Annotated in this window: 17 protein-coding genes; 3 read left to right on the top strand and 14 right to left on the bottom strand. The window is 42.0% G+C overall.

What is annotated here, in order from left to right; translation table 11 throughout:
* The first annotated feature begins 224 nt into the window (after positions 1-224).
* A complete protein-coding gene (locus tag DMB88_RS04525; RefSeq protein ID WP_128100377.1) occupies positions 225-641 on the top strand; it encodes a hypothetical protein in 417 nt (138 codons plus the stop codon).
* On the top strand, positions 638-1,288 hold the full coding sequence (locus DMB88_RS04520; protein ID WP_128100376.1) for a hypothetical protein: 651 nt from the start codon (positions 638-640) through the stop codon (positions 1,286-1,288). The genes DMB88_RS04525 and DMB88_RS04520 overlap by 4 nt, the downstream gene beginning before the upstream one ends.
* A 148-nt stretch (positions 1,289-1,436) precedes the next feature.
* Here the strand turns inward: DMB88_RS04520 and DMB88_RS04515 are convergent, their stop codons facing one another.
* The 14 genes from DMB88_RS04515 to DMB88_RS04455 form a co-directional block, all read right to left on the bottom strand.
* Positions 1,437-2,171, bottom strand: coding sequence for a LytR/AlgR family response regulator transcription factor (locus DMB88_RS04515; protein WP_128100375.1), 735 nt, complete (start codon positions 2,169-2,171; stop codon positions 1,437-1,439).
* Positions 2,172-2,192: 21 nt separating this feature from the next.
* Positions 2,193-3,491, bottom strand: coding sequence for a sensor histidine kinase (locus tag DMB88_RS04510; RefSeq protein ID WP_254438450.1), 1,299 nt, complete (start codon positions 3,489-3,491; stop codon positions 2,193-2,195).
* Between the two features lie 23 nt (positions 3,492-3,514).
* Positions 3,515-4,846 (bottom strand): sensor histidine kinase, encoded by a 1,332-nt coding sequence (locus tag DMB88_RS04505; RefSeq protein ID WP_254438449.1) that lies wholly within the window; start codon positions 4,844-4,846, stop codon positions 3,515-3,517.
* Between the two features lie 562 nt (positions 4,847-5,408).
* A complete protein-coding gene (locus DMB88_RS04500) occupies positions 5,409-6,515 on the bottom strand; it encodes an ABC transporter permease (RefSeq protein WP_128100374.1) in 1,107 nt (368 codons plus the stop codon).
* A gap of 1 nt (position 6,516) precedes the next feature.
* A complete protein-coding gene (locus DMB88_RS04495; RefSeq protein ID WP_128100373.1) occupies positions 6,517-6,945 on the bottom strand; it encodes an ABC transporter permease in 429 nt (142 codons plus the stop codon).
* A gap of 2 nt (positions 6,946-6,947) precedes the next feature.
* The gene (locus tag DMB88_RS04490; protein ID WP_128100372.1) at positions 6,948-7,673 is read right to left on the bottom strand and encodes an ABC transporter permease; all 726 of its coding nucleotides are present in this window, start codon (positions 7,671-7,673) and stop codon (positions 6,948-6,950) included.
* 4 nt (positions 7,674-7,677) lie between these two features.
* The gene (locus DMB88_RS04485) at positions 7,678-8,595 is read right to left on the bottom strand and encodes an ABC transporter ATP-binding protein (RefSeq protein WP_128100371.1); all 918 of its coding nucleotides are present in this window, start codon (positions 8,593-8,595) and stop codon (positions 7,678-7,680) included.
* Between the two features lie 292 nt (positions 8,596-8,887).
* Positions 8,888-9,991: a PsbP-related protein gene (locus DMB88_RS04480; RefSeq protein ID WP_128100370.1), complete on the bottom strand. Its 1,104-nt coding sequence runs from the start codon at positions 9,989-9,991 to the stop codon at positions 8,888-8,890.
* 185 nt (positions 9,992-10,176) lie between these two features.
* The gene (locus DMB88_RS04475) at positions 10,177-10,341 is read right to left on the bottom strand and encodes a DUF3934 family protein (protein ID WP_082560289.1); all 165 of its coding nucleotides are present in this window, start codon (positions 10,339-10,341) and stop codon (positions 10,177-10,179) included.
* A gap of 131 nt (positions 10,342-10,472) precedes the next feature.
* The gene (locus DMB88_RS04470; RefSeq protein WP_128100369.1) at positions 10,473-11,696 is read right to left on the bottom strand and encodes an MFS transporter; all 1,224 of its coding nucleotides are present in this window, start codon (positions 11,694-11,696) and stop codon (positions 10,473-10,475) included.
* Between the two features lie 68 nt (positions 11,697-11,764).
* Positions 11,765-12,364, bottom strand: coding sequence for a TetR/AcrR family transcriptional regulator (locus tag DMB88_RS04465; RefSeq protein ID WP_128100368.1), 600 nt, complete (start codon positions 12,362-12,364; stop codon positions 11,765-11,767).
* A gap of 236 nt (positions 12,365-12,600) precedes the next feature.
* Entirely contained in the window at positions 12,601-12,771 is a 171-nt protein-coding gene (locus DMB88_RS30135; protein WP_164848566.1) for a hypothetical protein, read from the bottom strand.
* 103 nt (positions 12,772-12,874) lie between these two features.
* Positions 12,875-13,057 carry a hypothetical protein gene (locus DMB88_RS04460; protein WP_128100367.1) on the bottom strand — a complete coding sequence of 61 codons (183 nt, stop codon included), beginning with the start codon at positions 13,055-13,057 and terminating at the stop codon, positions 12,875-12,877.
* A gap of 179 nt (positions 13,058-13,236) precedes the next feature.
* Entirely contained in the window at positions 13,237-13,656 is a 420-nt protein-coding gene (locus DMB88_RS04455; protein ID WP_128104307.1) for a VOC family protein, read from the bottom strand.
* A 273-nt stretch (positions 13,657-13,929) separates the two neighbouring features.
* Here DMB88_RS04455 and DMB88_RS04450 point away from each other — a divergent pair, with 273 nt between their 5' ends.
* Positions 13,930-14,682, top strand: coding sequence for a class I SAM-dependent methyltransferase (locus DMB88_RS04450; RefSeq protein ID WP_128100366.1), 753 nt, complete (start codon positions 13,930-13,932; stop codon positions 14,680-14,682).
* The last annotated feature ends 60 nt before the right edge of the window (positions 14,683-14,742 follow it).

Raw genomic sequence — 14,742 nt, 5'->3', positions numbered from 1 at the left:
GTATAAATTGAATATTATGCGTATTCACGTAACAAAGCTAAACATTCATCGGATGAAAGACCTTATCCCCACTTTTGGAACTTTAAGTCTAAAGTTATATATTCAAATGATTTAATAAATGGTAAAATAACCCTCTTACTATTATTATACTATTTTATTCAGTTATAAGACTACACGAGCCCACATATGACTACATATCATCATGCTCTAAGGAGAGAATTAGATTGCTGAACAATATTCACCAATTCATGAAAACAACGCTTTCACTTCCACGAACGATAACGATCGCCGCTGCCCTAACCCTTACGCTTACTGGTTGTGCTACCCAAGCCAGCACCTCCAGCCCAGCACCTGTAGCTACGGAAACAGAAACACAGACCGAAGAACAGAATCATGTTCTATCTTCTGCTCAGAATGAAGTCGAAATCACTGTCCCAATTGATTGGAATACTTTTCCACAATTAGGAACACCAAATTTATTGGCTGCCATGGATAAAGACGGCGAGAGCGCGATCATGATTGAACGAGTAAGCCGAGAAGATACAGCGGAAGCATCTCTTGAGGATCTTATAGACAAATGGGAAGATGAGTTCTCTTTCGCTGAGGCAGTACATATGAATCGAAACGAACGGGAAGTATGACAATTGATTCAGAAGAAGCCTACCTTACTGAAGGAAAAATGACGTTGCCTACAGGGACAAGTTACATCATCAGTGCCTCGCTGGAGAAGGAGAATCACTTCTATCATCTTAACTTCACCCGCCAGCGTGAATTGAATGATACCGATCGGAAATTCTTCACCCAGCTTGCCCAATCCATGCGAATCCTGAACGATCAGCCTGCTGTTGTTGAAACCGAATCGACTTCTGGTTCTACCAAAGTTATTAAATCAGAGGACGGGAAGACCTCCATTCGTATCCCTTCAGATTGGGAAAGTGATTTTAGAATAATTATTGATGCCAAACTGGAAGCAACCTCCTTAAGCGGTGAGGAATATTTCATAAGTCTGCAAAGTCCCAAATCTTGGTCCGATCCAGGTACAACACTCGAAGAGTACGTTGATGACTACATCGAACGCCAGACTGAGTTCTCGGATGATGTCACTAAACCGATAAAGTGGCTGTCGAAATTGATGGAAGACCAGGCTTCCAGTTTGAGATACTTTCTACGATGGACAACGTCAACCACATCTACATGTACACCATCCTTGATTATCCAGATCACTTTGCGATCATTAGTTTCTCGGCTACAGAAAATCTTTTTATGGAATCTAAGCAAACATACCTAGAATCGACGGAGAGCTACCGCGAGGAACAGTAATAGATTACTGTTCTCTAAATTTTAAACTAAAATAACCTTCTTATCGTATGACCTGACTTAGGTAATCGTAAGAAGGTTATTCTGTTTGCTTCATATTGTGTGGTTATGTTATATGCTTATTTTGGGACAATATCCTTCAGCCCTTTTAGAAACCGACTGGAGGCATAGCAGATTTGTCCATTAACCATTCGGATTTCCCGCTTAGTAATGTCAATTTCAGCGATATTATCTTTGTTAACCACATAAGAATTGTGGCAGCGATAGAAGCGATTGTCCATCTCAGGTAACGCCTTTAACTTCCCATAGAATTCAACCTGACGATTGTGGGCATGCAGGATGATTTTATGAAGTTGGGAGGAGGTTTCAAAAAATAGAATGTCATTGTACTCAATGCTGATCACTTTATCTCCCATCTTGGTTTGAAACAATTTCCGATGATTATGCTTGTTTTGCATGTAGCGATGATACGCCGTATCAATGCAGTCAATAACCCGTTTCTGAATGTCGGTAAACTGATCCTTTGTGATATAGTCCATCGCTTCCACTTTATATGTAAATGTCAGATACGTTAATTCTGGATGTGTGGTTATGAATACGATCGCACCTTGCGTATCATATTGGCGAATCTCCGCGCCCAGCGCTATTCCACTTTTTTCTTCCTGTAGATCAACATCTAGAAAATATAAACCGGTTGTATCATTCTGCTGTAAATGATTAATAATGTCTTTGGAGTGTGCAGTAGAGATCACAACCTTCATGTCCAGATTCTCTATCATGATGTAATCGGACACATATTTGGTTAGACGTTTACGTTGCTCCTCATCGTCCTCACAGATAAAAATCTCTAACATATGCCACATCTCCTCTGTGCTTTAATTCTCGAACACTTCCAAGAGCTGAATAAACGTGCTCTCTCTACGCTGGGTATCCAGCACTACCCCTTTATATTGTGCAACCATCTCTCTTAGATTGCTAAGCCCTAGACCACGATCACTACCTTTGGTTGAAAAACCCTTCTCAAACAGCTTGTACAACTCAGGTGTCTCTTCGCGGCAACTGTTGCTCACCACAATTAATGTCCCAAGTTCTTGGCGAATCAACGCCATATGCACAGTTGGCACCTCACAATGAATCGCCTCTTCGATGGCATTATCCAGTAGAATTCCTACACAACGGCATAATGGTACGGCATCCATATGGATACGTTCGATCGGCTCGGCAACCTCAATGATGGCATCGATGTTAAGCTCCTGTGCCTTAATCATCTTAGCAGAGATAATGCCTTTTAGTTCTTGTACTTTTAGATGATGTAAGGCTCCCAGTTTATATGTATTGGACTGCATCCCTTGACTGATTGGCATAATTTTGTGTTCAAAATAGGCCTGTAACTGATCCATATCCTTATGACGAATGTATTCAGACATACTAAGAAGAATATTAATATAATCGTGCCTAAACTTCTGCATATCGGTATATAAATGTTCCAGATTCTCTGTGTATTCTGTTAATTGCTCGTACTGCTCCCGCTGGTTCTGCATAGCCGCTTCCTTCCTGATCGTTCGCGACAATATTACAAACACTCCAATCAGTAGGGCAAAATAAAACAGAAACAAAATACTATTTGCTTGGATGTTATCATCCGAGAAGCCTTGCCGCTCTCCAATCCATATATTGATGTAGAAAATGATTAAGGTAAAGATACAGACTACGCTAAATAATACACTGTACCTCTTCAAGATCAGTTTGCCTCTAAATCGTTTAACGAAGTGAAGCCCGGTAAGTAGCATAGCCATGGATAACAATCCACTACCTATTAAATTTACAATGGTTATCATTAAACTCGAAGTGTTAGCATTCATTGAATGATGAAACATGTTTATTTTGAGGAGACCAAACAGATACTCACCTACTACTGATACGAGTACAGAAATAACAGGGAAAATGATACTCCACAACATCTCTTTTGTTTTCCAATGTAAACATGCATAGAAATAGATTACGACACCGAATATGGCGGATGCCCCAATCCAAGGAAACAACATCATTCCGATCGTAGTCCCGCCCACAAGAAGTAAACTACAAAAACGTATATTCATCGTTCGAACCGACATGAAAGACAGAAATAAGATAAGAAACAAGACTTGAACGATAATCCCTAGTAAAACTTCCATTGGCTGCTCTCCTTATCCAAACCCTAACCTACCATGCCCTCAGTTCCTCCCACCGAAGAATCGAATACTTCCAATAGCTGAATAAACGTTCCTTCTTTACGATGGGTATCCAATATAACATGCTTGTATTGCGACACAATTTCTCTTAGATTGCTAAGCCCTAGACCACGATTACTACCTTTGGTTGAAAAACCCTTCTCAAACAATTTGTACAACTCAGGTGTCTCTTCGCGGCAACTGTTGCTGACCACAATTAATATACCAAGTTCTTGGCGAATCATCGCCATATGCACACTTGGCACCTCACAATGAATCGCTTCTTCGATAGCATTATCCAGTAGAATTCCTACACAGCGGCATAATGGTACGGCATCCATATGGATACGTTCGATTGGCTCGGCAACCTCAATGATGGCATCGATGTTAAGCTCTTGTGCCTTAATCATCTTCGCAGAGATAATGCCTTTTAGTTCTTGTACTTTTAGATGATGTAAGGCTCCCAGTTTGTATGTATTAGACCGCATTCCTTGACTGATCGGCATAATTTTCTCATCAAAATACGTCTGTAACTGATCCATGTCTTTATGACGAATATATTCAGACATGCTAAGAAGAATATTAATATAATCGTGCCTAAATTTCTGCATATCGGTGTATAAATGTTCCAGATTCTCTGTGTACTCCGTTAATTGCTCGTACTGTTCCCGCTGGTTCTGCATCGCTGCTTCCTTCATAATCGTTCGGCTTAATATCACAAATACACCAATAAGTAGGGCAAAATAAAACAGAAACAAAATGCTATTCGCTTGAATGTTATCATCGGAGAAACCTTGGCTTTGGCCGATCCATATATTAATGTAGAAAATGACAACGGTGAAGAAGGTCAGAATCGTAAGAAATAGACCATATCTTCTAAAAAATGCATCGTGGTTCTTCAGCTTCGTAAGCAGTACTCTGACAAGTGCGCTCATTAGAAATGTGATGATCATGATGCCTGTTACATAGATGACCGTATAGAACATATTATTATGAATGGATGCACTCGAACCACCCAACACATTAATATTGATTATCCCGCACATATAATCACTGATGACCATGAAAATCAGCGTTATCGTTGGAAATAAAATACTGAGAAGAATCTTTCTCAGCTTAAAATATAAACTGATGACCAAGAAGAATAAGACGACAAAACTACTTGCTGAGCCCATCACTCCAAACAGTGAGTACCCGATGATGATTGAGCCAACGACGATAAAAGCAATCGATTTCTTGCTAAGTTGATGCTTCAACATGATCGGGATGGACAGGCTAAATGTTGCCATCTGTATAATGGCGGCCAAAAACAATAACATGATCAAAATCCTTCTCTCAACGTTATACTAAATTTCTATATATGATAACCCCTATATGTGCGTGTTCAAAAAGGGCGGTTTTCAGTACCGAGAAGATGGGGTGAAGATAGAAATGGAGTAGCGGAGCGTAGGCAAAACTACGTGAGCAACGGACATTTCGGCTGAATCCCATATTCGACGCTGAGATGCCGCTCGCGCACCCTTCGTAATCAAAAGCGGACTTTTTGAACAACCTCTATATGGAACAATATAACATTTATCAATGAAACAGACTATCCTACCTTCATCAGTCTTTAACTGAGAATTCGATAAGATAGCCTATTTAAGTGCGTGTTCAAAAAGGACGGTTTTCAGTACCGAGAAGATGGGATGAAGCTAGAAATGGAGTAGCGGAGCGTAGGCAGAACTACGTGAGCAACTACATTGTTTCTGAAGGAAACAAACTTCGTAAGCATCCACTTATTTCGGCTGAATCCCATATTTGACGCTGAGATGCCATCAGGCATCCTTCGTAATCAAAAGCGAACTTTTTGAACAACCTCTTTAAGAGAATTCGAATCTATTATATATCTTCTGTCCTCACTCTTGTCAGCAATAAGAAAATTATCGCAGCGCAGACGAACAAACTGATGATATGCACGGCAACCATACTACTATTACCTGTAAAACCACTGAACATATCATTGTTCAGTTCAGTGATCCACTGGGTTGGCAGAAATCGTGCCAGCTTCTGCATCCCTTCAGGCATAATTGAACTTGGCCATAAGGTACCTCCCAGCATCGCCAGAGGTAGCGATACAACAGTAATAAGCAGCCGTCCCGTAGACATTTTGGATGTACGACTTATGAGTAGCAACCCAAGTCCTGCTGCAATCATGTTTAATAGTCCATAGGCTAGCACGAGTAACAGAAGTTCCCACACAGATAGGGAAAGATTTATTTGAAAAACGCCTGTCATCAAGGCAACCATAAGTATAAATTGTCCCACACCAATCACCGCAAACACACTAACCGTCTGTAGATAGTAACTTAATTTGCTACCCGCAGCCAGTAATAGACGTTGGGTTGTGGTATGCACTTTATCACCTAGGAATAATAGTGTGTTCGTCATCGTAAGAAACATAATAATAAACACAATCATATTGAAGGAACTCGTCAAGACAACTGCATTAGGATTCCCTAGTATCTTCTGTTCCACTAGAATTGGAGCGTTCGCTGCAGCGGCTTCTTTCATACCTGTGGTTAATGATTGTTCGCTTGTCGCATTTTTGGCGAGTGTTTTCAATACAGAAAATACACTGTTCAGCTTAACCTGCAATGAATTCGAATTTACGCTTTGTTCATTCACATAGCTACTCACATTCAGTGTGTCCGGATCAGCAGTGATATCCGCAATTGTTGGCGTAAACACGATACCCAGATTAGTACGATGATGAATGGCATCATCTGCGGATGAGGCCTGTGTAATGGTGACATTTTGCTTCTTCAGCATGTCTGATACATATGAATTCACCGTTGTATCCTCTATATACATTGTAAGTGTAACCTTCGTCGCTTCCTCATACTGCGCAACGACCGAGTACGTAAATACAACGGGCAAAAATAAAATCAGGATAAACGTAAGCTTTCGTTTGAAAATCCGCTTGAGATATAGTTCGAATACCCGCACCTTATCGAACCACCTTTCTAGTCAGGGAGTACACCGAAATGAGGAGAAATCCCATTGCGGTAATAAGCGCTGTGAATACAGGCATCAGATCTATGACACCTTGCTGAATATAATCAAACATAGGACGTTGGAACACTTCATTGATACTTATTGAACTCAGCTCTCCCATATCCAGTTTAACGAATCCACCACCCACAAACGTCATCACTGGAATCAATATGGTGACTAGACCATCCACTTGCTTGATTCGACGGGCAATCACACCGAGCAGCAATCCCAACGCATTGAAGAAGATGGCACCTGCAAGGATAATGAACAACACAAACATAATGCTATCTCCATAGCTAACATCGAAAAACAATTTGGCACATACGACGATGACTACTCCTTGCATGATGGATATCGTCACACCTGTCAGAAATTGCCCCATAATTAACGCTGTCTTGGAGATTGGAGTAACCAGATAACGATCCCCAACGCTTCACTGTATTCTTCCTGTACAAAGTTCATCGTGTTAGCCAGACCATATACCAGGATTAGAACAAGCATGGTTACACCGTAATAACTCATTGCTGTAATACTGGAGCCACTTGATGAGGCAGATGCCCGATCTGTTTCTCCAGATGCAGTTAACATATTGCTGTACTGATGAGAGTAAACGATGTTCTGATTGCTTGCACTTGCGATTTCCATCGCCAAATATCCATCCCCGTAGGCAGATAACGCCAAATCGGTTATATTTACTTTTTCAATATGATTGTCTTTCCCATATACAGTGATATTACCAATCTGATGTGCTTCATAGTCCAGCGTTAGATCACTAGGCAGATAGATAAATTGTTCCACTTGACCAGACTCGAGCATTTTCATAGCTGTCTCACTACTCGTCTGTATCTGGATGTCGAACATCTCTTCATTGGCAGAACTACTCAAGAAAGCAACTACATTTTTGCCGACTTCACCATCATCTTCATTCACAACAACAGTAGAGATCTGTGGGATCAGAGAATGCTTCGATTCCTGATCCTCTGACTGGAATACCCCTGACAATGCGTTGCCCAGAATCAGAATTAACAACAGGGGCAGCAGAATATAATTTACAAACACGACAGGGTTCTGAAGCTTGCGCTTCATACTGGTAGCAAATATCGTCCACATCGCTCTAATCCCTCAAGTTCTTTCTGGTTAATTGAAAAAAAACTTGCTCTAGATTCGGCGTTATATATTGAAAGCTCTTCATGTCTTCCCCAAAAGATTCTCTGATCTGACTTAACGTGTTTATATCATTTTTGGGAACACCAAGCTCTACACGATTGCCATCTGACAGTAGTACAACATAATCTTCAAGCTGCTTGGCATACGCTGTACTTTTCTGCTGTAGCTCCAATCGAATGATCGCCTGATCGGTATACTCCTGAATAACGTCATGTAACTTGCCTTGGCATAACAATTGTCCGTCATCCATAATACCGACATGAGAGCAGATCTTCTCAACCTCTTCCATATAGTGCGAGATATAGATAACCGTGGTTCCGAGCTGATTCAGCTCTGTAATGGCATCCAAGATGCGATTACGGGATTGCGGATCAACACCAACCGTTGGTTCATCAAGTATAATGACATCCGGGTTGTGGACAATACCACATGCGATGTTAAGCCTTCTTTTCATACCGCCGGAGAACTTTTTAGGTTTCTGTTTGCGTTCTTCCCACAGTCCCACGAATTCAAGCGCGAAGCGAACTTGGTTTTTCAAACGTTCTCCCTTTAATCCATACAACTTACCGAAAAACAACACATTCTCATAGGCAGATAAATCATAGATCAACGCTAGATCCTGTGGAACGTATCCTACACGTTTGTTTGTACTTGCATTGAGATATTCATTAAACCACTGAATTTTCCCACTTTGGGGCTTATCTAGTCCCAACATCACTCTGGTTAACGTGGATTTTCCCGCACCGTTGGGGCCAAGCAATCCATAAATTTGACGATCCCCCACCGATATTGACAGTTGCTTTAATACAGGTTTCTTCTTGTTATAACTGAACTGAATATTCTCTCCGGCGAATACGGTTTGCATTAATACTACCTCCCAATCACTTCATGCCTTGTATGTAAATTGAGTGTAGCATCCCGCTAAAATACTTACGTTATATAGTCATAACATGCAGATATGATGTCATAACTGTACATCCAAAGATACAAAATGATGACTTAACTGTTAAAGCAAAATACATGTTGGTATGTCATACACAAAACAGCGATCCCCTAGATACGACGTACCGTATCCAAAGAACCGCTGTAATATTATAGTTTGAGCTATTTCAGTGAACTGTGCTGACACAAGTTCAAGTTCACGTCGTTCGTGAATGTTACTTTTCAGGCTCCACATACGTACTCGTGTACATTTCATAGTCTTTTTTCACCCGATCAAATCTGCTCTCTGTGGTGTAGAATATAATCTCTACAAAATGCTTTGGTGACTCCAAAATGGTGCGTAACTCAGCGGTTTGGCGCTTATTATCCACGTAGTGTCCTTCCAGCTGTATTCCTTTCAGACCGTTGATCTCAACAGGTATCATCTCTGGTATTGGAGTATCCTTACCATCCGCGTAGACTTCAGCGACATATCGCCCGTAATCCTCTAATGTTAGATCTGAACTGAACTCATCCTTGGATGCAAGGTATATCGACAACTGCTCATTATTCTCTGCCAAAGATATATCCAGCGCTGATTCCGATAGATCAAATTCATGAACCTGCCAGTTGGAAGGTGTGCTAATCTGGAACTGTGCGTATTTTCCTTGATGGGCAACCAATTCTGTCGAAGATGTGCTATAGTCCGTTGGCTGGTCATTCAAAATACGGAGATGCTTAGCCACTTGTTGTTCAAAAAACTCCTGATCTACTGCCGTAAATTGGTACATCTTCGTATATGTAATGATATAGAAATGCTGATCCGTCTCTAGAAATGCTGTGATGTATCCGAATTGATGTTTGCCATATTTCGTGCGTCCTTCTTTTACATAGGCTTCTTTTTGATCAATTATCAGCTGACTTGTTCTAATCACCTCATCACTTGTGTCTACTGACTCTTGTGCTGCATTTATGTTTTCCTGATGCCGAACCATATAATCCGTCAATGACATGTCTGGAATATAGTCTTCACGGTTCACACGGTCAATTCGAAGTGATTTCGTTTGATCCTTTGTAGCTAATTTTAAAAGGGACGGGCTGATCTCCTCCGTAACAACTTCCCATTCGGAAGGGAGGCTGACTGATAGTTCTTTCTGCTGAGGATAGAACGTTACGAGCTTTTCCACAGCATCTTTTGAGGAAACGATGGACTCCGAGTTGATGGTGGGCTCAGATACATAGGACGGTGTAGAAGGTTCACTGCATCCAGTAAGGGTAGCCATCGCGGACAAACTCAGTATAGTAGTACATACAATGCCTTTGGTAACATGCTTAGCCAATGATATAGACTCCTTTGATAAAATAATGAGAATAATGCTCTCTGCAAGTTAGAGGTTTATTTTACCATTTATATCGGCAATTTGGATGGAATAATAAAGTGGCACTTAAGTAAAAAAAGAGATCTGCCCCTGTCTTTAGGTCAGATCTCTTCATCATGAACACCTCACGCTTTGCCAGTCCCCACTCACTGGGACTTGTCATCTGAGGTTTCGTTATCATCCTTTTTCTTCGTACCCTTACTCTTATAGGGTTTCGGTGCACTTTTGGCACGATTGGCACTCGCTTGCCAGCGATTCCAGCCTTTTTTGCCTGTACCGCGGCCTGTTCCGCCACCTTTAGATTTACTCATCGTATCACTCCAATAATCCTGTATATGCTTAAAAATGACCATTCTAGATAACGTTCATCGTAACCCAGCCCAATTATTCACTTCCAGCATCTATTATTATAACAAAATATCACTTCAAATATCGTTAATCGTTACATTTCGGCTTTCAGTTGTCTAGCCTGTTTGCCTCCTCTAAGCACCCACATGGATAATAGGAAACAGATTCCCAGCACAATGGAAGCAGAAACGTACGGGTAATTAATATTTACATCAAATAATGCCCCTGCAACGATCGGCCCTGCAATATTGCCTAGACTTGTATACGCTGAATTCAATCCCGCCACAAAGCCTTGCTGCTCCTGCGCTAGTTTGGACATTTGTGTACTGATTGCCGGGCGCAAGATATCCATTCCGAGGAACACAATAAAGGTAACGACCAGAATCAGCCAATACGTGTGCACGAATAAGGTCAGCATGACAAACAACGCTACAAAGAACAGACAGACCGAAATGACCATTTTCTCCCCAAACCGGTTCAGTAACCAGCCGATGAGAGCCACCTGTACTACAGCCCCTGCAATGGAACCAAACGTAATGATGAACGCAATATCCTGTGTTGTAAATCCGAATTTTTGATATACAAATAACGAAAATACCGTCTCATAGTTTGCAAGTCCAAATGCCATCACGAATACGATAATCAAACTGAAAAAGTAAGGCGCCTGATATGATCGTAGCAATTGAGATGCCAAGCTCTGTGTTTTGACCTTAACTTTAGGTGCTCCCACATCAGGTTTACTCGTTGCGGGACTACGCGTCGACTCTGGCAAAATGGCCAGTGTGATGAGTGCTGCTAACAAACCAGCAACACCTGCAGCGTAGAACGGAATCCGAATACCGAATTCAGCCAGATAGCCACCGATACCAGGCCCAATGATGAACCCGGTTGAGATCGCGGCATTGATTAATCCCATTCCTCGACCGCGTTCTTCCTCTGTTGTTATATCTGCGGTGTAGGCCATAACTGCAGGGAAGATCAACGCTGCACCAATGCCGCCAAGCATACGCGCGGCGAAGAGCAGTACCGGTGCATTAACCGCACCAAACAAAAATTCGGATACAGCGAAGATTAACATGCCGACGACGATAATTCTTTTGCGCCCCAGGGCATCAGACCAACGACCCGCCACCGGGGAGAACAGAAACTGTGTGAAGGAAAATGCCGCTACCAGCAGCCCTACCGTGAATCCGGTAATGTGCAGTAGCTCCATATACGCAGGCATAATGGGCACAACAAGACCTATACCTGTAAAGACGAGAAAAATATTAACCATTAATAGTAGTAATGCGCCCCTATTGCGCGTTAACAAAGCCATGATTGCATCCTCCGTAGTTGTCAAAATGTTGCCTGCTCATATATTCCGTTCAAGTGGCAACCCTATGTTCAATCCTTATCTTTTGCAATGCCGTGCAAGAATACACTTGCAGCGTGACGATATAAGGCAAGAGCCTGTTCTGGCTCCATACTGCGCGACATGTGACTTAGTCCGATAATGGTACTTTCCAATATAAGCGCGAGGTGATCTACGTTGTCGGCCTTGAACTCTCCGTTATCGATCCCCTCTTGTACCAGTTGTCTGTTAAATTGAATATGCCGCTCAAACATCACCGTGATGCGTTCTTCGATATCGTTCTCTTTCTTCTCCTTGGTGAAGAATTCATCGGCTGCCTTGGTCAGTGGGTGATTCATCTCATCCAGGACAAGCTGTTCCGCCAGACCGTAAATTTTCTCGGTAGAGGTGCGATAGAGATGCTCCTTGGCTGTCCAATTTTCTTCCCATTCCCGATCCCATTCATCGATCAAATATAGAAAGAGACCTTCTTTACTTTTGAAATGGTAATATATATTGCCCTTGCTGCTTCCCGTTGCCGCCACGATATCTTCAATGGATGTTGCCTTATAGCCTTTTTGCACAAAAAGAGCTCTAGAGGCATCCGCTAGTTTCTTCTTCGTCTGCTCTGTTTGAAGTTGCTTTTTGTTCATTCTTTCACTCCGTTTCTTACATACTGCTTGCATACTGAACATTCGTTCTATATTTTAACGGATGAATGTTTAATAAGCAATATCCTATCCCGGTTGTTTTCGTGACAAAAATGACATACCCGGTTCGCCTCTTCACGTGACTTCTCTCTTCTCCAGCGTTAATGGCAGTCTAATATACAACAAAGAAGGTGCCATCCGGCACCTTCTTAGCTTCTATTTATTTGGCTTAATACCGATTATTGTTGTCCCGCACGTACCCTAATATTCCCGAGTTCATTGGCATTGATGGCGAAGGCATTACCACCCTGACCCACCGAAGCTTTCGCAGATTGTGTCGCATGAAACTTCAAACGACTTTTGTCTACCTCTACCCGGTTTACGTGTTTAGCTTGTTTTTTCTTAGCCACACCGATCTACCTCCCAGTCTTAATCGTTCTCTTTTGTAGAAACAGAAGCATGGTGGACACTTCGCATTCATTGATTCATTGATTGGTTGATTCGTTGACCAGACTAGCGTTTACGCGAGGATCTGCTTCCCTTCTTCTTCTCTTTTATAATCTGAACATTAACAGCATTACTCGCAAGCACATTCCCAGACTCCGCGTAACCTTTGGCAGTTTGGTGAATCTGAATGACAATGTACTGATTCTTCCCGACACGATAACGGTAACTTTTCACATTGGAACGGTTCATATCCATCTCCCTGTACATCGTTGTGGTCATGCATGCTCTATGTTATTCATGTCCATATTCGAGGGGCTGTGTGAATGCTGTATGTACGATAGATTTCTCAAAAAAATAACCTTCCTATGGCATAGGAAGGTTATCTCATTTAATGTATACACTTTATTGTTTATATGCTTAATGTTCAATTATTCTCCAGCAGGGAATGCACTCATATCCATATAAGTTATTTCCCACAAGTGATCGTCCAGATCTTGAAAACTCCAGCCATACATGAAGCCATGATCCTGCGGATCGTTGTAGTGCTTGCCGCCTGCATCCAGAGCAGCTTGTACAATCTGATCGACCTGTTCACGGCTATCTACGGATAGCGCAACGATAACTTCGGCCGTCTCGGCAGCATTAGAGATTTTCTTAGGAATGAACGATAGAAAACGCTCTTCCACCAGCAGCATAGCATAAATGTTGTCCCCAATGATCATACAGGTGGTTGATTCATCCGTAAAATTAGCATTAAATTCAAAACCGATCTTGGTGAAAAACTCCACTGATTTCTTCAAATCTTTGACGGGTAGGTTAACAAAAATCTGATTTGCGCTTACAGCCACCATCGATCACCTCGATCTGTTGAATTAGATTCCAACTCAAAATAACATTTCGCATATAGGCTGTCAAATGATTATACTGGTTATATTCCAAATGGTGAGGTGACAAGCATGTTATTCCAATTCGTTCGAAGTAATTAGTTATCGGGCTGGGTCAAAACGCGTAACAGCTATGCAGGGATACGTCTGTCTTCTTGACCTAACTCAGCAGGTTACTGTATCGAACGTGAATAACATTACCACTTGTTGTATCAACTCAAATTTGGAGGAATACGAATGAAACAAACCATACAATATGATGCTTTTTATGAACAGATCGGGGCGATCAACGGTTGGGATTTTAGTTCCATTCAGGTTGTATCCGAAGGTGTCCTATGGAACCTGTATACTGAAGTTATACGCCACATACGTCCCTCTGATCTCTTACTCGACATTGGCACAGGTGGCGGAGAATCTCTACTCGCTCATGCAGCGTCTGCGTCATTACTTGTTGGGATCGATCTTTCCCACGGCATGATGGAGACTGCCCAGCGTAATCTTCTCAAGTCAGGCCACTCCAACGTCCGATTTGTGCAGATGAATGCCGAGCAACTTCAATTCCCGGATCAATTTTTCAATATCATTTCTTGCAGACATGCTCCCTTCTGCGCATCAGAAGCATATCGTGTACTCGCTGATGGAGGTATGTTTCTGACCCAGCAGGTTCGGGAAAATGATAAATATAACATCAAAGAAACCTTCGGCTTCAAGGCAACCGAAGATTTGCCAACAAGCCCATTAGCGGAGAGATATGTGAACGAGCTACGTGAAGCTGGATTCCGTGATGTTCAACTCAAGGAATATAATGCGACCGAGTATTATTCTCGTCCAGAAGATCTGCTCTTCCTGTTAACCCATGCGCCGATTATTCCTGGTTTCGGAGAACGGGCTACAGATGTGCAGACGTTCCAGCGTTTTATTCAGCAATATCAGTGTGATCAGGGAATTCGGACAAACGCCGCACGTTTCATGATAACAGCACGTAAATAAAGCTCTATAGTCTAGCTAAAAAATAACAAAGAAACAGCCCACCAGACCTTTGGCAATGCA

This window comes from Paenibacillus sp. DCT19, assembly GCF_003268635.1.
Taxonomy (GTDB): Bacteria; Bacillota; Bacilli; order Paenibacillales; family Paenibacillaceae; genus Paenibacillus.
Note: the sequence above shows the minus strand (reverse complement) of the source record. Positions and strands in the feature narration are given on the sequence as shown.